The 19,657-nt window shown below is 72.0% G+C and carries 18 protein-coding genes; 2 read left to right on the forward strand and 16 right to left on the reverse strand.

Annotation, left to right across the window (positions count from 1 at the left end; translation table 11 throughout):
- Position 1 precedes the first annotated feature (1 nt).
- Positions 2-1,186: a quinolinate synthase NadA gene (nadA, locus tag ABLE53_RS01465; protein WP_348856767.1), complete on the forward strand. Its 1,185-nt coding sequence runs from the start codon at positions 2-4 to the stop codon at positions 1,184-1,186.
- Between the two features lie 105 nt (positions 1,187-1,291).
- Here the strand turns inward: nadA and ABLE53_RS01470 are convergent, their stop codons facing one another.
- The 11 genes from ABLE53_RS01470 to ABLE53_RS01520 all read right to left on the reverse strand — a co-directional run bounded on the left by ABLE53_RS01470 (position 1,292) and on the right by ABLE53_RS01520 (position 12,844).
- Positions 1,292-2,695 carry a sensor histidine kinase gene (locus ABLE53_RS01470; RefSeq protein ID WP_348856768.1) on the reverse strand — a complete coding sequence of 468 codons (1,404 nt, stop codon included), beginning with the start codon at positions 2,693-2,695 and terminating at the stop codon, positions 1,292-1,294.
- A 1-nt stretch (position 2,696) separates the two neighbouring features.
- Positions 2,697-3,422: a response regulator transcription factor gene (locus ABLE53_RS01475; RefSeq protein WP_348856769.1), complete on the reverse strand. Its 726-nt coding sequence runs from the start codon at positions 3,420-3,422 to the stop codon at positions 2,697-2,699.
- 53 nt (positions 3,423-3,475) lie between these two features.
- Entirely contained in the window at positions 3,476-5,878 is a 2,403-nt protein-coding gene (locus ABLE53_RS01480) for an efflux RND transporter periplasmic adaptor subunit (protein WP_348856770.1), read from the reverse strand.
- The gene (locus tag ABLE53_RS01485) at positions 5,875-6,789 is read right to left on the reverse strand and encodes a DUF5666 domain-containing protein (RefSeq protein ID WP_348856771.1); all 915 of its coding nucleotides are present in this window, start codon (positions 6,787-6,789) and stop codon (positions 5,875-5,877) included. The genes ABLE53_RS01480 and ABLE53_RS01485 overlap by 4 nt, the downstream gene beginning before the upstream one ends.
- Before the next feature lie 26 nt (positions 6,790-6,815).
- Positions 6,816-8,045: an ABC transporter permease gene (locus ABLE53_RS01490; RefSeq protein WP_348856772.1), complete on the reverse strand. Its 1,230-nt coding sequence runs from the start codon at positions 8,043-8,045 to the stop codon at positions 6,816-6,818.
- Positions 8,042-8,737, reverse strand: a complete 696-nt coding sequence (locus tag ABLE53_RS01495; protein ID WP_348856773.1) for an ABC transporter ATP-binding protein — start codon at positions 8,735-8,737, stop codon at positions 8,042-8,044. The genes ABLE53_RS01490 and ABLE53_RS01495 overlap by 4 nt, the downstream gene beginning before the upstream one ends.
- Positions 8,734-9,996: an efflux RND transporter periplasmic adaptor subunit gene (locus ABLE53_RS01500; protein WP_348856774.1), complete on the reverse strand. Its 1,263-nt coding sequence runs from the start codon at positions 9,994-9,996 to the stop codon at positions 8,734-8,736. Before ABLE53_RS01500 ends, ABLE53_RS01495 begins: the two co-directional genes overlap by 4 nt.
- Before the next feature lie 209 nt (positions 9,997-10,205).
- The gene (gene pspAB / locus ABLE53_RS01505) at positions 10,206-10,796 is read right to left on the reverse strand and encodes a PspA-associated protein PspAB (RefSeq protein WP_348856775.1); all 591 of its coding nucleotides are present in this window, start codon (positions 10,794-10,796) and stop codon (positions 10,206-10,208) included.
- 10 nt (positions 10,797-10,806) lie between these two features.
- Entirely contained in the window at positions 10,807-11,736 is a 930-nt protein-coding gene (gene htpX, locus ABLE53_RS01510; RefSeq protein ID WP_348856776.1) for a zinc metalloprotease HtpX, read from the reverse strand.
- A 59-nt stretch (positions 11,737-11,795) separates the two neighbouring features.
- A complete protein-coding gene (gene pspAA, locus ABLE53_RS01515) occupies positions 11,796-12,074 on the reverse strand; it encodes a PspA-associated protein PspAA (protein WP_348856778.1) in 279 nt (92 codons plus the stop codon).
- Complete coding sequence (locus ABLE53_RS01520; RefSeq protein ID WP_348856779.1) at positions 12,071-12,844, reverse strand: PspA/IM30 family protein; 774 nt, start codon at positions 12,842-12,844, stop codon at positions 12,071-12,073. Before ABLE53_RS01520 ends, pspAA begins: the two co-directional genes overlap by 4 nt.
- Positions 12,845-12,991: 147 nt before the next feature.
- Here ABLE53_RS01520 and ABLE53_RS01525 point away from each other — a divergent pair, with 147 nt between their 5' ends.
- Positions 12,992-13,585: a DUF3043 domain-containing protein gene (locus ABLE53_RS01525; RefSeq protein WP_348856780.1), complete on the forward strand. Its 594-nt coding sequence runs from the start codon at positions 12,992-12,994 to the stop codon at positions 13,583-13,585.
- On the opposite strand, the gene ABLE53_RS01530 is transcribed toward ABLE53_RS01525, so the two are convergent.
- From ABLE53_RS01530 to ABLE53_RS01550, 5 genes are read right to left on the reverse strand one after another with little or no spacing between them, the layout of a single operon-like run.
- The gene (locus tag ABLE53_RS01530) at positions 13,548-14,390 is read right to left on the reverse strand and encodes a GntR family transcriptional regulator (protein ID WP_348856781.1); all 843 of its coding nucleotides are present in this window, start codon (positions 14,388-14,390) and stop codon (positions 13,548-13,550) included. The two genes, ABLE53_RS01525 and ABLE53_RS01530, sit on opposite strands and share 38 nt — an antisense overlap.
- On the reverse strand, positions 14,371-15,978 hold the full coding sequence (locus ABLE53_RS01535; protein ID WP_348856782.1) for a dipeptide ABC transporter ATP-binding protein: 1,608 nt from the start codon (positions 15,976-15,978) through the stop codon (positions 14,371-14,373). Before ABLE53_RS01535 ends, ABLE53_RS01530 begins: the two co-directional genes overlap by 20 nt.
- A complete protein-coding gene (locus ABLE53_RS01540; protein ID WP_425474829.1) occupies positions 15,962-17,788 on the reverse strand; it encodes a gamma-glutamyltransferase family protein in 1,827 nt (608 codons plus the stop codon). Before ABLE53_RS01540 ends, ABLE53_RS01535 begins: the two co-directional genes overlap by 17 nt.
- A gap of 15 nt (positions 17,789-17,803) precedes the next feature.
- On the reverse strand, positions 17,804-18,697 hold the full coding sequence (locus tag ABLE53_RS01545) for an ABC transporter permease (protein ID WP_348856783.1): 894 nt from the start codon (positions 18,695-18,697) through the stop codon (positions 17,804-17,806).
- Complete coding sequence (locus ABLE53_RS01550) at positions 18,694-19,647, reverse strand: ABC transporter permease (RefSeq protein ID WP_348856785.1); 954 nt, start codon at positions 19,645-19,647, stop codon at positions 18,694-18,696. Before ABLE53_RS01550 ends, ABLE53_RS01545 begins: the two co-directional genes overlap by 4 nt.
- Positions 19,648-19,657 lie beyond the last annotated feature (10 nt).

The raw sequence follows: 19,657 nt of genomic DNA on the forward strand, positions 1-19,657 counted from the left end.
CATGACGACTGTCGACCTGCCCCTCCTCCCGCTGGGCCGTGGCACCGACCTCGACTCCGAGCGCGGCGTCGAGTGCCCGGGCGACCTGCCTCCGGCCTCCGACCCCGACCTGGTCGCACGGGCGCGGGCGGCGAAGGAGAAGCTCGGCGACAGGCTCTTCGTGCTGGGCCACCACTACCAGCGCGACGAGGTCATCGAGTTCGCCGACGTCACCGGCGACTCGTTCAAGCTCGCGCGCGACGCGGCGGCCCGGCCGGAGGCCGACTACGTCGTCTTCTGCGGCGTCCACTTCATGGCCGAGTCGGCCGACATCCTGACCAGCGACCGGCAGCAGGTGGTCCTGCCCGACCTCGCCGCCGGCTGCTCGATGGCCGACATGGCCCGGCTGCAGCAGGTCGAGGCGGCCTGGGAGGCGCTGGCCGCGGCGGGGATCCAGGATCAGGTCGTCCCGGTCACCTACATGAACTCCTCTGCCGACATCAAGGCCTTCTGCGGCCGCAACGGCGGTGTCGTCTGCACCTCCTCCAACGCGCAGGCGGTGCTCGAGTGGGCCTTCGAGCAGGGCACCAAGGTGCTCTTCCTCCCCGACCAGCACCTCGGCCGCAACACCGCCGTGCTCAAGCTCGGGCTCTCCCTCGACGACTGCGTGGTCTGGAACCCACGCCTGCCCGGCGGCGGCCTCACCGCCGAGCAGCTGCGCGGCGCGACGATGATCCTCTGGCAGGGGCACTGCTCGGTGCACGGCCGGTTCTCCCCCGACACGATCGACGACCTGCGCGCCGAGATTCCCGGCGTACGCGTCCTGGTGCACCCGGAGTGCCGTCACGAGGTCGTCCTGAAGGCCGACCTCATCGGCTCGACCGAGTTCATCATCAGGACCATCGAGGAGGCACCGCCGGGCTCCGCCTGGGCGGTCGGCACCGAGCTCAACCTGGTCAAGCGGCTCGCCGCGAAGCACCCCGACAAGCGGATCGTCTTCCTCGACCGCACCGTCTGCTACTGCTCCACGATGAACCGCATCGACCTCCCTCACCTCGTCTGGGCGCTCGAGTCGCTCGTCGACGGCGTCGTCGTCAACCGCATCACTGTCGACCCCGACACCCAGCACCACGCCCGCGTCGCGCTCCAGCGCATGCTCGACCTCCCGGGCCGCACCGAGGTTGAGTCGGGCGTTTCGCCCCGTTGAGTCGGGCGTTTCGCCCCGTTGAGTCGGGCGTTTCGCCCCGTTGAGTCGGGGTTTGCGCCCCGCCGACGTACACAACTCCGGACTCGAGGGGTCAGAACTCCCGATTCAACCCCGCGGGAGGCGTACGCCGATCGTGGTGTCACCCGGGCGGCTGGAGAGGGTGACGCTGCCGCCGTGGGAGGTGACGATGGCGTGGACCAGTGAGAGCCCGAGACCGGCGCCGCCGGTGCGGTTGCGGGCGGCGTCACCGCGGGTGAAGCGCTCGAAGGCGTGGGGTACGAGCTCGGGCGGGAAGCCTGGCCCGTCGTCGTGGACGGTGAAGCCGTCCGGGCGCAGCGTCACAGTGACGGTGGTCCCCGGGGGCGTGTAGACGCGCGCGTTGGTGAGCAGGTTCGTGATGACCTGGTGGAGCCGCTGCTCGTCGCCGTCGACGACGACCGCGGCGTCCTCCTCGGGGTCCGCGCCGGCGGGCAGGGCGAGGTGCCACTGGTGGTCGGGCGCCACGACCCGCGCATCGTCGACCGCCTCCAGCAGCAGCCGCGTGAGGTCCACCGGCTTCCGCTCGAGCGGGCGGCCCTGGTCGAGGCGCGCCAGCAGCAGCAGGTCCTCGACCATCGCCGTCATCCGGCCCGACTCCTCCTCGACCTTCGCCAGTGCGGTCGCGACCGCCGCAGGACGCTGCTGCGCCAGCTCCGTGTATCCCCGGATGGTCGTCAGCGGCGTACGCAACTCATGGGAGGCATCGGCCACGAACTGCCTCACCTGCTGCTCGCTGCGGTGGCGCTCGGCCAGCGAGGTCTCGACGTGGTCGAGGAGCGTGTTCAGGGCAGCGCCCACCTGGCCTACCTCGGTGCCCGCGTCGGTGAGCCGCTCGGGCACCCGCTCGCTGACCTCGACCTCGCCCGAGGCCATCGGCAGGGCGGCCACCGTGTGCGCGGTCGCCGCCACCTCGCGCAGCGGCCGCAGCTGCCGGCGTACGACGTACGTCCCGGCGCCCGCGGCGGCGAGGACGCCCAGGAACGTCAGTGCCGCCTCCCACCACACGAGGTTGTGGATGGTGGCCTCGACGTCGCTGGTCGGCAGGCCGCGTACGACGGTGACGGTCTCCCCCGTCTGCTCGACGTGGGCGACCTCCGAGATCACGCGGTAGTCGCCGTACCCGGCGACGTCGAGCGTGTGAGCCCGCGCGTCGGGGCGTACGTCGGCGACCGCCTGCATCCCGCTGTCGGAGACGTTGTCGACCTGGCCGGGCTCGGCGCCGATGACGCCGCCACGGACGGTGCCGTCGGCGTACAGGAAGACGAGGAGCGACTTGGGCGGGAGGTTGCGGGTGTCGAGACGTCCGGGCGGGCCGGTCTGCGCGAGGTCGTGCACGTCGCTGTCGAGCCGCGCCATGAGCGACCGGTGCATCGCGACCGCCGTGATGGTCCCGATGAGCACGCAGACGAGGAGGACCAGCGCGACGGCGGTGACGACGAGGCGGGAGGTGAGGGTGGCGAAGAGCTTCACGTCAGGTCGCCGGCTTCAGGACGTAGCCCGCCCCGCGCATCGTGTGGATCATCGGCTCGCGGCCGGCGTCGATCTTCTTGCGCAGGTAGGAGATGTAGAGCTCGACGACGTTGGCCTGGCCGCCGAAGTCGTAGTGCCAGACCCGGTCGAGGATCTGCGCCTTGGAGAGCACCCTGCGCGGGTTGCGCATCAGGAACCGCAGCAGCTCGAACTCCGTCGCCGTCAGCGTGATCTCCTGGCCCGCACGGAACACCTCGCGGCTGTCCTCGTCGAGCTCGAGGTCGCCGACGCGCAGCACCGACCGCTCCTCGACCCGTGCCGCGCCCGCCCGGCGCATCAGCGCCCGCAGTCGCGCCACCAGCTCCTCGAGCGAGAACGGCTTGGTCACATAGTCGTCCCCGCCGGCGGTCAGTCCCGCCACCCGGTCCTCGACGGCGTCCTTCGCGGTGAGGAAGACGACGGGTACGTCGGGGGCGTGGCTGCGCACCCGGCGGAGCACCTCGAGCCCGTCGAAGTCGGGCAGCATCATGTCGAGCACGATCGCGTCCGGCGCGAACTCACGGGCCGCCGTCACCGCCTTGCTGCCGGTGTGGGCGGAGGCCACCTCCCAGCCCTCGTAGCGGAGAGCCAGCGTGATCAGCTCGGCGATGTTGACCTCGTCGTCGACGACGAGCACGCGCAGCGGCGTACCGTCGGGGCGGCTCAGCTCAGGGGCGGCGGACGTCATGCTCCTATCGTGCGCCGTCAGGCTGTGCGATTCCTGTGAGTCCTCTGTGGTGGTCATCCGACTCCGCCGGGACCACCACCCCCGGGCATGCCACCGCCGCTGAACCCGCCCAGGCTGCCGCCGCCGAACCCGCCGCTGCGCCCCTGACTGGTCGAGTCACCGGTCGGGAGCGGCTCGGACAGGTCGGCGAGGACGACCTCCTGCCCCTTCTCGAGCCCCTCGGTGACCTGCGTACGGCTCCGCCCCACGATCCCGGTCGTCACCCGTGCCACCGAGGTCTTCCCACCCGCGAGGACGGTGACGGTGCCGTTGGAGACGGCGGAGGTCGGGACGGTGAGTACGTCGTCGGCCGATCCGACCACGACGTCGACCGACGCCGTCGTACCGGTGAGCAGGTCGAGGTCGCGCTTGTCGAGGGTGATGGTCACCGGGTACGTCGTACTCCCCGAGGACGTGTCAGGCACGGCTCCGATCGCGGTGACGGTGGCCGCGAGGTCGGCGGTCGAGCCCGCCGGCGTGACGGTGGCCTTCTGACCGACCTTCAGCTCGCGCACCTGGGTGTCGCTGGCATCGACCTCCACGGTGACCAGGCCCTTCGCGACGATGGTGATCGCGTCGGTGCCGGCGCTCGCAGTGTCGCCCTGGTCCACGTCGACCGAGGCCACGCGGCCGGCCGCCGGGGCTCGTAGTGTCGCGCCCTCCAGGGCCTGTCGGGCAGAGACCAGGTCGGCCTTCGCCTGGTCGATCTGCGCCTCGTCGCTCGCCAGCGTCGCCGCCGTCACGGTGCCGGTCGCACCGGAGGTGCTGCCGGAGCCGCCACCGGAGGTGCTCCCGGATCCTGTCCCCGTCCCGCCGTCGGTTCCGGTCGAGGCGGTGCTGCTCTGGTCGGTGGCCGTACCCGTCGACGCGCCGCCGGAGCCGCCGGTCGGCGCGCTGCCACCCGTGGTGCCGCTGCCCTTCGTGCCGCTGCCCTTCGTGCTGCTGCCCTTCGTGCTGCTGCTCTTGGTGCTGCTGCTCTTGGTGCTGCTGCTCTTGGTGCCGCTGCTCTTGGTGCCGCTGCTCTTGGTGCCGCTGCCCTTGGTGCCGCTGCCCTTGGTGCCGCCCTGGGCATTGCCGCCCTGCGAACCACCGTTCGGCGTCGAGCCGCCCGCCGACCCGGAGCCGCTCAGGGTCTCCGTCAGCGCGGTGATCGCCTTGTCGAGCGTCTTGTAGTGCTCCTCCAGCGCCTTCTGCGCGGCCGTCGCTCCAGAAAGGGCCGTGGCGCAGTCGGTCGGCGCGTCGCTGTCGACCGTCGTCACGTACGCGGCCGTCGACACGGTTCCGCCGGAGAGCGCCACGCTCGGGGATGTCGTCGACTCCGAGGTCGTGGTGCTCGAGTCCGCGCCGGACGAGCCCGAGGTGTCAGTCGAGGAACCCTCGGACGGCTCAGGCGTCTCGGTGCCGGACGCGTCTGGCTGCTCGGAGCCGCCTGGGTTGTTCGCGGTGCTCGAACCGCCGGTGTTGTCCTGGCCGTTCGCGGTGCCCGAACCGCCGGCGTTGTCCTGGCCGTTCGTGTTGTCCTGGCCGTTCGCGGTGCTCGAACCGTCGGCGTTGTCCTGGCCGTTGGTGTTGTCCTGGTCGTCGGTGCCGGGGTCGTCCGTGCCCGGATCATCCGTGCCGGGGTCGTCGGTCGTGGAGTCGTCGGCGGAGCAGTACTGCTGGACGTAGCCGGAGGTGACCTCGGTGCCGTCGAGCTTGGTGCCCCCGACGTACGCGGCAAGGGTGTCGATGTCACCCGAGACCTTCTTCTGAGCTTCAGTCACCTTCCTCTGCTGGCTGGTGAGCTTGTTCAGCGTCTTCTTCAGCGCGGCGAGCTCGGCAGCGTCCGCGGACGACGTACCGGCGTCACCTCCCTGGGCCGTTCCCGACCCGCTGTTCCCGGCGCCGCCCGGGCTTCCAGCGCCGGCCGATCCCGAAGCGCCCGAGCCCGCCGAGCCGTTGCCGCTGGCCCCGGAAGGCGCCGACCCGCCGCCCGAGCCGGAGGAGCCCGTGCCCGCCGTGGACGACGAACTGCCGCCCGTGGCCGACTCGGTCACCGCGTCCGCCTGCGCGTCCTCGTCGGACTCGAGCTGCGCCTTGGCGGCGGCGACCGATGCCTTGGCCTCGACCAGCGCCTTGCGCAGGTCGTGCCGGTCCAGCCGTGCCACGACCTGGCCCTTGCGCACCCGGGTGCCCTGCTCGACGACCATCGCGACGGTGCCGCTGGCACCGAACGCGAGGTCGCTGCGACCGACCGGCTCGACGGCGCCCGACAGCGCGAGCGTCTCCTCGACGTCGGCGGTCTCGGCGTACGCCGTGCGATAGCCCGCGGGGCCGCCGGCCGTGGCGGCGTACGTCGCGTAGCCGCCCCCGACGATCGCCACGACGAGGACGCTCGCGGTGGCCGCCTTGATCCAGCGGCGGGCGGGAGGCCTCACTGGGCCCCCTCGCCGTTCGCGCCGCGGCCGCCGAAGCCGAAGCCGCCGGTGCACTCACCGTTGACCGGCTCGCTGATCGTGATCCGCTCTGCAGTGACGGCGCCGGTGTCGTCGGTGTCGCCGTTCGCCGACACGCACTTCCCGACGGAGAGGGCGGCTGCGCTCGCCTTCTGGGTCGTGATGACCGAGGTGTCTCCGGTCGTCTTCACGCTCACGCTCGTGGTGGCCGAGGAGCCGGGAGTCGTCGCCTTCACCGTGAGTCCGCCGGCGGTCACCGCCGTGACCTCGCCGGAGGTACCGAATCCGCCGCGGCCTTGACCGCCGGACGGGCCGCCGGACGGGCCGCCGGACGGGCCGCCGCTGGGCATCCCACTGGGCATGTCACTGGGCATCCCGCTGGGCATGCCGCTGGGCCTCCCGCTCGCGCCGCCACCGAAGCCACCGCCGCGCTCGTCGCAGCTCCCGCCGCTCGCCGCGGTGAGGCGGATGGTGCCGGCGGTGACCGGCCCGTCCGTGTCCGTGTCGGTGCTGTCGGTGCTGTCGGTGCCGTCCGACGACGCGTCCGACGGCATGACGACCACGCAGTCGCCGACCTTGATCGCAGAGACGGACGTCGTGACCTCCCGGGTGAACGACGTCTTCGAGGTGTAGGTGACGGCGACCTGCGAGTCGCTGCCCTGCACCTGGAGGGTCTTCCCGCTGATCGCGGCGACCTTCCCGGAGGCACCGGGGAAGCCACCGCCGGAGGAGCCGCCGGCACCACCGGGGCCACCGGAGGCGCCGGTGCCGCCGGAGCCGTAGCCGCCCTGGGCGGACTGCGCCGTCGTGGACGAGCCGTCGGAGCCGCAGGCGGACAGGGTGAGCAGTCCGGCAGAGGCGAGGGCGAGGAGCGGGAGGATGGTGCGGTTCACGAGAGTTCCTTCGTACGTCGGGAGCGTCACTCGCTGCGGAGTGCGTCGATCGGGGTGAGGCGCGCGGCCCGGCTGGCGGGGTAGACCCCGAAGCCGATGCCGAGCGCGAGAGCGGTGCCGAGGGCCGCGGCGGTGGCGACCGCGGACAGCGAGACGGGTTGGTCGATGAGGTCGGGGAGCAGCCGCGCGCCGGCGTACGCGATGAGGATGCCGATCACTCCCCCGGCCAGGCCGAGGAGGGATGCCTCCACGAGGAACTGCCGTCGGATCACCCGGGGCGTCGCCCCGAGCGCCTTGCGGAGCCCGATCTCGCGGATCCGCTCGGTGACGGAGACGAGCATGATGTTCATGACCCCGATGCCGCCGACCAGCAGGGAGATCGCCGCGATCCCGCCGAGCAGGACCGTGAGCGTCTTGTTCGTGGCGTTGGCGGTGTCGACCAGGGAGTCCTGGCTGGAGATGCTGAAGTCGGCCTCGTCGGCGGTCACGTCATGGAGGTTGAGCAGGAGCGCGTTGATCTCCTGGTACGCCGCGGAGAGGGTGTCGTCCGAGGACGCCTCGACGTAGATGGTCGACACCGACGAGCTGGTCGAGCCGGTGAGCGCCTTGGCGGTGCCGATCGGCGTGACCGCGGTGTCGTCCTCCGTGCTCCCGCTCGACGACGACCCGCTCGAGGACAGCACCCCGATGACGGTCAGCTGCGTCCCGCCCACCGTGACGGTCTGCCCGACCGGGCTGGTCGGCCCGCTGAACAGCTCCGAGGCGGTGTCGGGGCCGAGGACGACCACCTTGGCGGCGTTCTGGACCTCCTCGGCCGTGAAGAAGCGGCCCTGTGCGACGGTCCGCTTGCGTACGTCGGGCCAGTCGGTCGTCGCTCCCACGAGCGAGGTCGTCCAGTTGGTGCTGCTGGTGTCGAGCTCGGTGTTGCTGGACGTCACCGGAGCCACGGCGGCGACGTCGGGGACGGTCTCATCGTCCGCGATGGCGTCGGCGTCCTGGAGGGTGAGCGTCGACGCGGACCCGAACCCGCCGCGTACGCCGGAGGAGCTGGTGCTGCTCCCTGGCGACACGATGAGCAGGTTGCTGCCGAGGGCGCTGATCTGCTTCTTCACCTCGTCCTGTGCGCCCTGGCCGAGGCCGACGGTGAGCACGACCGAGGCGATGCCGATGACGATCCCGAGCATCGTGAGCGCCGAGCGGAGCCGGTGCGAGCGGACCGCGTCCCAGGCGGTGCGCAGCGTCTCTGTCCACGTCATGAGGCGATCACCACCGGCTCGTCGGCCGTGATCAGCCCGTCCCGGATCGTGAGGTTGCGCGACGCCCTGGCGGCGACCTCGTGCTCGTGGGTGATGAGCACGATGGTCCGGCCGCTCTCGTGCAGCTCGTCCAGGAGTCCGAGGACGGCCGACGTCGACGCCGAGTCGAGGTTGCCGGTCGGCTCGTCGGCCAGGATGATGTCGGGCTCCGTGACCAGGGCCCGGGCCACGGCCACCCGCTGCTGCTGGCCTCCGGAGAGCTCACCGGGGCGGTTGGCGACGCGGTCGCCCAGCCCCACCCGCGCGAGCGCCGCCTGGGCACGGTCGCGGCGCTCCGCGCGGGCCACGCCGGCGTACACCAGCGGCAGCTCGACGTTGCGCCACGCGGGCAGGCTCGGAAGCAGGTTGAACTGCTGGAAGACGAAGCCGATCCGGCGGTTGCGGACGTGGGCGAGCTCGGTCTCGGTCATCGTCGAGACGTCCTCGCCGCCGAGGTGGTAGCTGCCGTCGGTCGGTACGTCGAGGCAGCCGAGGATGTTCATGAGCGTCGACTTGCCCGAGCCGGACGGCCCAACCACGGCGACGTACTCGCCCTCGGCGATGCTCATGTCCACCCCACGCAGGGCCTCGAACTCGATCGAGCCGGAGCGGTAGGTCTTGCGGACCCCTTCGAGGTGTACGACGGCGGTCACTGCTGGCCCCCTGCTCCGCCGGGCATGCCGCCGCCGGGGAAGCCTCCACCGGTACCCCCACCGGGGAAGCCGCCCTCGCCGCCACCGGAGAAGCCCTCGCCGCCACCGGAGCCGCCGCGCTCGCCGGAGCCGCCGGAGCCGCTTCCGACCGTGAACCCGGGGACCTCGACGGTGTCGCCGGCCTTCAGCCCCTTGGTGATCTCGGTGGTCGCGCCGTAGACCTCACCCACGGTCACCGGGGTCTTCACCGTCGCGCCGTCGACGACCTTCTCGACGTACGCCGAGTCGCCGTCGCTCCGGATCGCCCGGCTCGTCACGGTCAGCACGTCGGAGCGCTGCTTGACGGTGATCGTCGCCGTGGCGCTGGTGCCGGCGTACAGGTCCTTCCTGGCGCCCGTGACCTCGATCGTCACCGGGAAGACCGCCGACCCGCTGGAGCTGGCCTCCGCGACCAGGCCGACGTCCGAGACCGTGCCGTAGACGGTGTCGCTCACACCGCTGACGGTGATCTCCGCCTGGAGCCCCTTCTTCACCTTCGACGCGTCGTCGGCGCTGACGGTGCCGTCCACGATGAACCGGTTCGTCGACACGATCGTGACCGCGGAGCTCGAGCTGGTGTCGGAGGACGAGCTGCTGCTCGACCCCGTCGAGGCAGTGGAGGAGGCGCCTGTCCCGGACGAGCCCGACGAGCCCGACGAGCCCGAGGACCCGGTGGAGTCCGACGAACCGCTGCCGACGACGTCACCCACCTCGAGGTCGAGCGAGGCGACGGTGCCGCGGATCGTGGACCGGAGGACGGCGTCCTTCACATCCTGCCGTGCGTCGGAGAGCGTCGCCCGCGCGGAGACGACGGCGGTCTGGTCGGCGGCGAGCTGTACGTCGGACGCGTCCGCGTCCTCGTCGTCGTCCAGCTGCTCCTCGGCCGCGGTGAGGGAGGCCGCCGCGGCGTCACGGGTGGCGACCAGGGCGCTGTCGTCGATCCGAGCGATCGCCTGTCCCTTCCGCACCCGGTCGCCCTCGTCGACGTACACCTTCGTCACGGTGCCGGAGACCGAGAAGTCGAGGTCGGCCGTCTTCGCCGCCTCGATCGTCCCCGACGCGGAGACCGTGTCCTTCACGGTCCCCGAGGTCACCTGCACCGTCATCGCCCCCGTCGTCGCCGAGGAGCTGTCGCCCCTGGTCAGCAGCCAGCCGCCGACCCCGCCGGCAACCACCAGCCCTGCCACGGTGGCCGCGAGCCACCTCTTGCGTTTCGCCACGCTTCGCCCTTCCGCTCCGCGCGCCTCGGCGGCGCGCCGGCACGGACTCTGCTCAGGGTGACTGTGGCGGTCGTCGGGTGATGCTGTGACGAACCTGTGTGGTTGGTCGACGTACGCCGTCGGGCGCGGTCACAAGTGGCGACCCGACGGGGCAGAACTGGCGACTCGACGGGGCAGAACTGGCGACTCGACGGGGCAGAACTGGCGACTCAACCGAGGCCGGGGGCACCCCAGAGCGCGAGCCAGCGGGAGAGGTCCTTCTCCAGGGGCAGCTCGCCGCCGACGGCGTCGCGGACCGAGATCTCGAGGAGGTTGTCGCGACGGTCGGGGCCGGAGGGGGCGAACGGGTAGAACGTGCCCTGCTTGTAGAGGTAGACGAGACCGACGCTGCGGCGGTCCGGCGAGGTGAACGGGATAACGGAGCAGAGCAGGCCTGAGCCGTAGCCGTTGAGCTCGAGGGTCGTGTTGACGCCGTGCAGGTCGGTGCACAGGCCGGTCAGGTCGGGGTTGGCCGGGTCGATCGGGTCGTGGTCGACCTCGAGCCAGGTGAAGCCGTAGGAGTCCTGGGTGGTGGTCACCCGGGGCGCGCCGTCCGAGGCCTGCAGCAGCGCGAGGATGTCCTGCTGGGTGCCGGCGAAGCCCGCCCCGGGCGCTGCCCGGTAGCAGACCGAGCCGTCACCGGTCGGGACGAGGCCGAGGGCGGCCTGGAGGGTGACGGCGGCGCCGGGTACGGCGAAGAGCGCGTCCAGCTTGGCCTGCTTGGGCCGCGACCGGCCAGTGACGACGTCCCAGAACCCCATCCGGCCCGCCTCAGGCCGCCGGCCGGCCGAGCTCGGCCTCGATCCGGGCGAGCTGCTCGAGGCGCTGCTCCAGCGAGGGGTGGGTGGACGTGAGCGTCTTGAGGGAGACGCCACGGATCGCGGGAGCGATGAAGAAGGCGTTCATGGTCTGCGCCTGGCGCAGGTCGCGCTGCGGGATCGCGTTGATGTCGCCGGTGATCTTCTGCAGCGCGGAGGCGAGCGCACGGGGCTTCATCGTGAGCTGCGCGCCGGCCCGGTCGGCCGACAGCTCGCGGTAGCGCGAGAGGAGCCGGAGCAGGATGAAGCTGACGGCGTACACCAGCAGCGAGACGACGAGGACGAGCAGCCAGACCGGGACCCCGTTGTTGTTGTTGCCGCGGCCGCGGCCGCCGCCGAACATCGCGCCGTACTGCGAGCCTCTCGCCAGCATGCCGGCGATGATCCCGGCGGAGGAGGCGACGGTCATGACCAGCACGTCACGGTGTGCGACGTGAGAGAGCTCGTGGGCCAGGACGCCCTCGAGCTCCTCGGCGTCGAGGCGGCGCAGGATCCCGGTCGTCACCACCACGACCGAGCGGCTCGGCGAGCGGCCCGTCGCGAACGCGTTGGGCATGTCCGTGTCGGCGACGCCCACGCGCGGCTTCGGCATGTCGGCGAGCGCGCACAGCCGGTCGATCATGGCGTGCAGCTCGGGGGCCTGCTGAGGGGTCACCTCACGCGCGCGCATCGCCTTCATCGCGATGGTGTCGGAGCTGTACCACTGCCACCAGGCGATGCCGATGCCGACAAGTCCGATGATGACCGCGATCCCCGGGCTGTTTCGGCCGAAGATGAACATCAGCGCGACGATCAGCGCCACGAAGATCGCGCCGAGGAGGAACATGACCGTCGTCATCCGGGCGGTCAGCCCGGCGTCGCCGACGAAACGCGTGCGTGCCATGTGGCGATTGTGGCGCACTCGTCCAACAGGTTCCTGAGAACCGCCCGAAGCGGCCCCGATCAGCCCGGGATCAGCCCCTCGTCGGAGAGCATCTCCGAGACCTCCTCCATGCTGGCGTCGCCGCCGGGGAGGATCAGGTCGGACTCGTCGATGGCGTCGAGAGGGTGCGGCACGCCGACGGTGCGTACGCCGTCGAGCAGCCGTGCCAGGGCGGCGCGGAAGGCCTCCTCGTCGCCGGCGCCGACGGCGGACTCCACGCCCGCGTCAAGGTCGTTGAGCCGGTCCAGGGCGGAGTCGGCGACGTCGTACTGCCCCTCCCCCAGGATCCGGATGATCATGACTGTTCCTTCTGCTGCTCCGTGGAGGCGACGTCGATGATCGGCTCGGAGTCGCCGCTGCTGATCGCCTGCGGGGCACCCTGGCCCTTGAGCGCCGCGAGCTCGGCCTCGACGTCGGACTGGGAGCTGAGCGAGTCGAGCTGGCGGGCGATGTCGTCGCCGGGCGCCGCGGTGACGTCCTCGAGCGCGCCCGAGGCGATCAGCTCGTCGATGGCGCCGGCGCGGGCCTGCATCTGGGCGGTCTTGTCCTCCGCGCGCTGCATCGCCAGGCCGATGTCGCCCATCTCCTCGCCGATGCCGGAGACCGCCTCGTTGATGCGGGTCTGGGCCTCGGCCGCGGTGTAGGTCGCCTTGATCGTCTCCTTCTTGGTGCGGAAGGACTCGACCTTGGCCTGCAGCCGCTGCTGGGCGAGGGTGAGCTTCTCCTCCTCCGCCTGGAGCTGGGCGTGCTGCGTGCTGAGGTCGCCGATCTGGGCGGTGAGGCCGGACTTGCGGGTGAGCGCCTCGCGCGCGAGGTCCTCGCGGTTGACCTCGATGGCCTTCTTGGCCTGGTCGGTGAGCTTCTGCGACTGCTGGTTGAGCTGGTTGATCTGCAGCTCGACCCGCTTGCGGCTGGTGGCGACGTCGGCGACGCCGCGACGCACCTGCTGGAGCATCTCCAGCTGCTTCTGGTAGCTGTAGTCGAGCACCTCGCGCGGGTCCTCGGCCTTGTCGAGGGCCTTGTTGGCCTTCGCCTTGAAGATCAGGCTCAAGCGCTTCATCAGACTCATGGAAACTCAAACGCCTCTCTGCTCATGATGCCGGCGCGCGTCGGACGGCTCTACGCGTCACCCTACGGCGCGATCACAACAACCGGCCACGACCTCGATAGTCTGTGCGCTGCACGATCTGTCCAAACCCGTCACTCCGAGGTCCCCTTGTTCGGTCGCAAGTCCCAGTCCAGCCCCCAGGTCACCGAGCCGGAGACCCCTGTCAAGGAGGGCGGCAAGGGCCGTCCCACCCCGTCGCGCAAGGAGGCCGAGGCCGCCCGCAAGGCCCGCCTGAAGCAGACGCGCACCCGCAAGGAGCAGTCGGCCGCGTCCCGCGCCCAGCGCGCGGAGAGCAGCGCGAAGATGCGCGAGGCGATGCGGACCGGCGACGAGCGCTACCTCCCCGCTCGCGACCGCGGCCCGGTCAAGCGGTTCGTGCGGGACTGGATCGACAGCCACTTCACGGTCGCCGAGATCATCCTGCCGATCCTGATCGTCGCGATGGTGCTGGGCTACGTCGGCAACCGGCAGCTCGCGATCTTCGGCGAGCTGGTCGTCCTCGTGATGATCGTCGTGGTGGCGGTCAACCTGGTCCTGGTCCGGTTCGCGCTCCGCCGCGAGATGCGCAAGCGGTTCCCCGACCAGGCCCCCTGGAAGGGCACGACCTACTACGCCGTGATGCGCGCGATGCAGCTGCGCTTCCTGCGGCTGCCGAAGCCGCAGGTCAAGATCGGCGCCGAGCTCCCGAAGACCTACCGCTGACCCGACCGCCCGTTCCGCGGCGTACGGCGGGCTCGCCGGGCGGCGGCTCGGCCGGCGACTCTCCCGCACCCGGCACGGGCGGGTTGGTGCGGAGGTACTCCACCCGCTCGAGCGGCGCGTTGCGGAGCGCGTAGCCGATCCGGGACTCGCGCACGTGCCAGCCCATCAGCTCGGCGGCGCGGTCGCAGTCCCCGGCGTCGATGGCGCCGAGGATGACCCGGTGGTCGGGCCACAGCCGCTTGCCGCGGGAGAAGGTGTCGAGCGCGTAGAGCCACTCGATCTTGTGCGAGAGCTGACGCAGCAGGGTCGCGAGCGTGCGGCTGCCGCTCAGCTCCGCGACCAGCAGGTGGTAGCGGTCGTTGAGCGCCACCAGCGGCTCGAGGTCGTCCCGCTCGACGTACGCGTCGCCCTCGTCGAGGATCTGCGCGAGCTCGCGCCGGGTCCGGAACCACTCCTCGTTGGGCGTCGCGTCGTCGAAGAGCGTCCGGGCCCGCTCGGCCGCGCGCCGGGCGGTCGCGATCTCCAACGCCTCCCGGACGGCGAAGAGGTCGTCCGCCTCGTCGAACGGGATCAACGCGACCCGGGAGCCGATATGGGGCCGCGACTCGATGAACCCCTCCGCCTCGAGGGCGCGCAGCGCCTCCCGGACCGGGACCCGCGAGACGCCGTAGCGCTGCGCCAGGAAGGCTTCCGTGACGCGCGTCCCCGGCTCGAGCTGCCCGTTGACGATGTCCTGGCGTACGGCGTCGACGAGGGCGCCGCTGGGTCGCACCGGGTCGGCGCGCTCAGCTCGCGAGCGTGGCACCGGGGATCGCCTCGAGCAGGTCGGCGGTGTAGGCCGACGTCGGTGACGTGAAGATCTGGTCCACGGTGCCGTGCTCGACGACCCTCCCCTTCTCCATGACGACCACCTTATGCGCGATCTGGCGTACGACGGCGAGGTCGTGGGTGATGAAGAGGTAGCTCAGACCCAGGTCGGCCTGGAGGTCGGCGAGCAGCCGGAGGATCTGGTCCTGGACGAGTACGTCGAGGGCGGAGACGGCCTCGTCGCAGATGACGAGATCGGGCGAGACCGCCAGCGCGCGGGCGATCGCGACCCGCTGCCGCTGCCCGCCGGAGAGCTCGTTGGGGCGCCGCCCCGCGATCGCCGACGGAAGCGCGACCTGGTCGAGCAGCTCGGCGACGCGACGGCGCCGCCCCATCCGGTCGGCGGTGCGGAAGATCCGCAGCGGCTCGCCGACCAGCTGCTCGACGGTGTAGGTCGGGTCGAGCGACGCGTAGGGGTCCTGGAAGACCGGTTGCACGCGGCGGCGCAGGGCGCGCCGGTCCGCACGCGACGCCGTCGAGATGCTGTGGCCGTCGACGAGCGCCGTGCCGGAGGTGGGCGCCTCGAGCCCCAGGACGATCCGCGCCACGGTCGACTTCCCGGAGCCTGACTCACCCACGACGGCCGTCGTGGTGCCGCGCTCGACCGTGAACGAGACGTGGTCGGCGGCGAGCACCGTCTCTCCGCGCCGGCCGCGCAGGCGGAACTCCTTGACCAGGTCCTCGACCACGAGGATCGGGTCGCTCGCGGCGCTCGGCTCCGGCCCGCCCTCGGCGGAGCGCGCCTCCAGCGACGGCGCCGCGGCGAGGAGCTCCTTGGTGTAGTCGTGCTGCGGGTGGCGCAGGATCTCCGCGGCGGGACCGGCCTCCACGACGTCGCCGTCGTACATCACCACGACCCGGTCCGCCCGGTCGGCGGCCAGGCCGAGGTCGTGGGTGACGAAGAGCAGCGCCGTGCCGTGGGCCTCGACCAGGGACTCGAGGTGGTCGAGGATGCGCCGCTGGACGGTCACGTCGAGGGCGCTGGTCGGCTCGTCGGCGACGAGCAGCTCGGGGTTGCGGGCGAGCGCGATGGCGATGAGCACCCGCTGGCGCATGCCGCCGGAGAACTCGTGGGGGTACTGCCCCGCCCGCCGCTCCGCGTCCGGGATCCCGGCCTCGGTCATCAGCCCGACGACCCGCTCGTGGACCGCGGCGCCGCGGAGGCCGCCGGCGGCGAGGGCGTCGGCGATCTGGGCGCCCACCTTCATCGACGGGTTGAGGTTAGTGCCCGGATCCTGGGGGACGAGCCCGACGCGGGCGCCCCGGATCCCCTGCCAGGACCGCTCGGGCAGCCCGACGAGCTCATCGCCGCCGAGCCTGATCGAGCCGCCGGTGACGTGGCCGGCGCCGGGCAGCAGGCCGAGGATCGCGGCGACCAGGGTCGACTTCCCCGACCCGGACTGGCCGACGACGGCCACCCGCTCGCCGCGGCGGACGGTCAGGTCGGTGCCGTGCAGCACCTCGGTCGACCCGAACGCGACGGTGAGGCCGGTGACCTCGAGCAGCTTCTCAGCGTCCGACGGCATAGCCCTGCGCCCCTCTCGGGTTGGCGGCGGCGGACAGCGTCCCGGTCTCCGGGTCGCGGGTGACGGCGGAGAGGCGGCCGAGGGACCAGTCCCCCGCCCGGCGTACGACGTGGCCGCGCTCCTCCAGGGCGGCGACCAGCTCCTCGCCGAGACGGTCCTCGACGACGGCGCCGGCCGGCTCCCAGGTCCGCGGCCAGAACGACCCGGGGAACGACGTGGAGTGCAGGGCCGGCGCGTCGATCGCCTCCTGCGGGCTGTAGCCGCCGACGATCGTCCGCAGCAGGTAGAGCAGCTGCCACTGGTCCTGCTGGTCGCCTCCGGGCGAGCCGACCGCGGTGACGGGCTGGCCGTCCTTCAGGACGAGCGTCGGGGTGAGCGTCGTCCGCGGGCGGCGGCCGGGACGCAGCGTCGAGGGCAGCCCCTCCTCGAGCCAGGTCATCTGCAGCCGGGTGCCGAGGCAGAACCCCAGCTCGGGGATGGTCGGCGAGGACTGCAGCCAGCCTCCCGACGGCGTCGCCGAGACGATGTTGCCCCACTGGTCGACGACGTCGATGTGGCAGGTGTCGCCGCGGGTCTCGCCGGTGGGCGAGACGGTCGGCTCCCCGACGGTCGGCTCGCCCACGGTCGGCTCCCCGACCGCCGAGCCGGCGTCGCCGGCCGGCGGGACGTACTCCTCGCGCAGCGGCGGGAACGGCGCCTGCGGCGCTAGCCCCGGGCGGACCTCCGCGGACGCCTCCGTGCCGATGAGCGCGCGACGCCCGGCGGCGTACTCCTTGGACAGCAGGGTCCCCAGGTCGACGGCCTCGGCGTCGCCGTAGTAGGCGTCGCGGTCGGCGAACGCCAGCTTGATGGCCTCGAGGATGGTGTGGGCGCCCTCGGGGCTGCACGGGTCGAGGAGTACGTCGTCGAGCGGCTCGAGCAGGTTGAGCACCTGCAGCAGCACCGGGCCCTGCGACCACGGCCCCGCCTTCGCGACGACGTGGCCGCGGAAGGTGGTCGTCACCGCCTTCTCGTACGCCGCCGAGAAGCCGGCCAGGTCGGCGGCGGTGATGACGCCGGCGTGGTCGGTCCCCGAGGAGTGCCGGTACGGCGTCTTCACGAACTGCTCGATCGCCTCGGCGACGAAGCCCTCCTTCCAGGCCCGTCGGGCGGCCTCGACGCGGCCCTCCCGGCTGGTCTCACGCGCACCGGCCTCGACGAGCCGGTCGAGCACCTGCGCGTAGGCCTCGTTGCGGATCATCGTGCCGGGCTCGGGTGGCTCGCCGTCCACGAGCCAGTGGTCGGCCGAGGTGGGCCAGTGCTCGCGGAAGAGGTCGGCGACGGCGGCGATCGTGGCGACGGTCCGTCCGAGCACCGGGTGGCCGTGGCGGGCGTAGTCGATCGCGAACGCGAGCACGTCGGCGAGCTCCCAGGTGCCGTGGTCGCGCAGGAGCAGGAGCCAGGCGTCGACGGCGCCGGGCACGGCCGCGGCCAGCGGGCCGGAGCCCGGCACGAGCTCGAGCCCCTCGGCGAGGAAGTGCTCCCGGGTCGCACCCGCCGGCGCCGGCCCCTGGCCCATCAGGACCGTCGGCCGATCGGGTGCGTCGGCGGTGGCGAAGATGCCGACCAGGTCGCCGCCGGGGCCGTTGAGATGCGGCTCGACGACGTGGAGCACGAACGCGCCGGCGCAGGCCGCGTCGAACGCGTTGCCGCCGCGCTCGAGCACCGCCTGGGCGGAGGCGCTCGCGAGCCAGTGGGTCGAGCCCACCATCCCGAACCGCCCGAGCAGGTCGGGGCGGGTCAGGAAGTCGGACGGAGGGGTGTAGGTCACGAGGTCACTTCCTAGTCACTTCCGGGCGTCGGAGACCGGGTCGAGGCTGTCCCGCAGCCCGTCGCCGAAGAGGTTGAAGCCGAGGCAGATGAGGGCGATCGCGGCGCCGGGGAAGACCGCCAGCCAGGAGTCCTGCGAGAGGTACTGCTGCGCGTCGGAGAGCATCACCCCCAGGCTCGGCATGGGTGGCTGGATGCCGAGGCCGAGGAAGGAGAGGATCGCCTCCCCCAGCACCGCGCCCGGCATGATGATCGTCGCCTGCACGATGATCGCCGACAGGCAGTTCGGCAGGACGTGGCGGCCGACGATCCGCAGGCTGCTGGCGTTCATCGCGACGGCCGCGACGACGAAGTCGGTCGACTTGATCCGCAGCGTCTCGCCGCGCACCACCCGGATCATCTGCGGGATGTGGGCGATGCCGAGCGCCAGCACCGCGTTGGAGAGGCTGGCGCCGCGGATCGCGGCGAGGCCGACCGCGAGGATGAGGAACGGGAAGGCCAGCGCCACGTCGGTGAGCCGGGAGACCACCGCGTCGGCCCGGCGCCAGTAGCCGGCGACGAGCCCCAGCGGGACGCCCACGACGGTCGACACCACGACGGCCAGGATCCCCACCTCGAGCGATGTGCGGGCGCCGTACAGCGTGCGGGACAGGATGTCGCGGCCGAGGTTGTCGGTGCCGAGCGGATAGCCGACGGTGCCGGGCTTCTGGAACGGCACGTCGAAGTGCACGGCTGTCGGCGAGTACGGCGCGAGGAGCGGCGCGAGCAGGGCGGCGAGGATGACCACCGCGAGCAGCACCGCGCCGACCATGCCGCTGCGGTGGCGGAGCAGGCCGCGCCACCACCGCCGCGGGCGTACGGCGTCGGGCGCCGACGTCGTCGCGGCGACCGGGGTTCCGAGAACTGTCATGCAGCACCTGCCACGCGGATCCGGGGGTTGAGGACGGAGTAGAGCACGTCGACGGCGAGGTTGATGACGACGTAGCCGACGGTGATGAGCAGGACGACCGCCTCGATCACCGGGTAGTCGCGGGTGAAGACGCTGTTGAGCGTCAGCTTCCCGAAGCCGGGCAGCCCGAAGATGCTCTCGGTCACCACCGCGCCGGAGATGAGCCCGCCGAGCTGCAGCCCGACGATGGTCACGACCACGATGAGCGAGTTGCGGACGCCGTACCTCAGCAGCACCCGCGCCCGGCCGAGGCCCTTCGCCCGCGCCGTGCGGATGAAGTCGGACTGCATCGTCTCGATCATCGACGCACGGGTCTGCCGCATCACCACCGCGGCCAGGGCGAGCGCCAGGATCACCGCCGGCAGGGTGAGGTGGTAGAGCGCGTCGACCGGGTTCTCGGTCATCGGGACGTAGCCCGACGCCGGGAAGACGTGGTGCTGGACGGAGAGGAAGAGAATCGCGAGCAGCCCGAGCCAGAAGCTCGGCACCGACAGTCCGACCATCGCGACCATGTTGGCTCCCCACTCCGGCCAGCGGCCGCGGAACCTCTCCGCGAGGACGCCGAGCGCGAGCCCGACGACCACCGCGACGAGGAGCGCGTACGCCGCCAGCCAGAGCGTCACCGGGAGGGTGGTCGCGATCAGGTGGCCGATCGGCGTGTCCGTCCGCAGGGAGCGGCCGAAGTCGCCGTGGAGGTACTGCCACACGAACTTGCCGTACTGCACCCAGACCGGCCGGTCGAGCCCGAGCTCGGCGCGGACGGCGGCGAGCCGCTCCGGCGTGGCCTCCTCCCCCGCCAGCGACACCGCCGGGTCGCCGGGGAGGAGGCGTACGCCGACGAAGACCACGATCGAGGAGATGACGACCGTGACCACCGAGTGCCACAGGCGGGTGAGGAGGTAGCGCCCCATCGGTCTGCTT

The organism is Nocardioides asiaticus, from assembly GCF_040049175.1.
Lineage (GTDB): Bacteria > Actinomycetota > Actinomycetes > Propionibacteriales > Nocardioidaceae > Nocardioides > Nocardioides cheoyonin.

Coding starts and splice junctions, on each gene's coding strand:
- ABLE53_RS01475 (WP_348856769.1), bottom strand. CDS start 3,422: ATGACGTCCGCCGCCCCTGAGCTGAGCCGCCCCGACGGTACGCCGCTG.
- pspAB (WP_348856775.1), bottom strand. CDS start 10,796: ATGGGGTTCTGGGACGTCGTCACTGGCCGGTCGCGGCCCAAGCAGGCC.
- ABLE53_RS01490 (WP_348856772.1), bottom strand. CDS start 8,045: ATGACGTGGACAGAGACGCTGCGCACCGCCTGGGACGCGGTCCGCTCG.
- ABLE53_RS01535 (WP_348856782.1), bottom strand. CDS start 15,978: ATGCCGTCGGACGCTGAGAAGCTGCTCGAGGTCACCGGCCTCACCGTC.
- nadA (WP_348856767.1), top strand. CDS start 2: ATGACGACTGTCGACCTGCCCCTCCTCCCGCTGGGCCGTGGCACCGAC.
- ABLE53_RS01550 (WP_348856785.1), bottom strand. CDS start 19,647: ATGGGGCGCTACCTCCTCACCCGCCTGTGGCACTCGGTGGTCACGGTC.
- ABLE53_RS01520 (WP_348856779.1), bottom strand. CDS start 12,844: ATGAGTCTGATGAAGCGCTTGAGCCTGATCTTCAAGGCGAAGGCCAAC.
- pspAA (WP_348856778.1), bottom strand. CDS start 12,074: ATGATCATCCGGATCCTGGGGGAGGGGCAGTACGACGTCGCCGACTCC.
- htpX (WP_348856776.1), bottom strand. CDS start 11,736: ATGGCACGCACGCGTTTCGTCGGCGACGCCGGGCTGACCGCCCGGATG.
- ABLE53_RS01545 (WP_348856783.1), bottom strand. CDS start 18,697: ATGACAGTTCTCGGAACCCCGGTCGCCGCGACGACGTCGGCGCCCGAC.